We start from the raw sequence: 372 nt of genomic DNA, 5'->3' as shown, positions 1-372 counted from the left end.
TAAAGAAGCTGCGAATCGTGACCTCAGTCCGTTCCTGACCCACCCATAACAGTCGTGTGCAATTGCGATCAATCTGGTAAACCACAGTCAGATATTTGTGACCAACCTGATACGCCACCTCGTCAACACCAATGGCCTTTATATTGTCGAGTGAACGATGTGCTTTGCCCCACTCAACCACAGATTCAACAGCCTGGAACACCTTCTCCCATGAGGTATTAAAAGTAATGGCCACCTCTTTCCAGGATAACTTTCTGGCCCAGCTCGCCAGAAACTGCATATAGGCTTTAGTGAGTTCTTTCTTGCCATGGCACCTGCTCAACCTTTACGCCGCATGTCTTGCATTGTACCCGGCGCATTCTGTAAAGCAGA

Annotated in this window: 1 protein-coding gene; it reads right to left on the bottom strand. The window is 48.4% G+C overall.

All coding sequences use genetic code 11. The features are described from left to right. Positions 1-322 (bottom strand): transposase (locus ACY2RQ_RS19905; RefSeq protein WP_490114756.1); only part of this gene is annotated, 322 nt, incomplete at its 3' end. Positions 323-372 lie beyond the last annotated feature (50 nt).

This window comes from Parendozoicomonas sp. 209JJ7-1 (assembly GCF_058147085.1).
The sequence above is the reverse complement of the archived record's forward strand: the minus strand, read 5'-3'. Positions and strand labels throughout refer to the sequence as shown.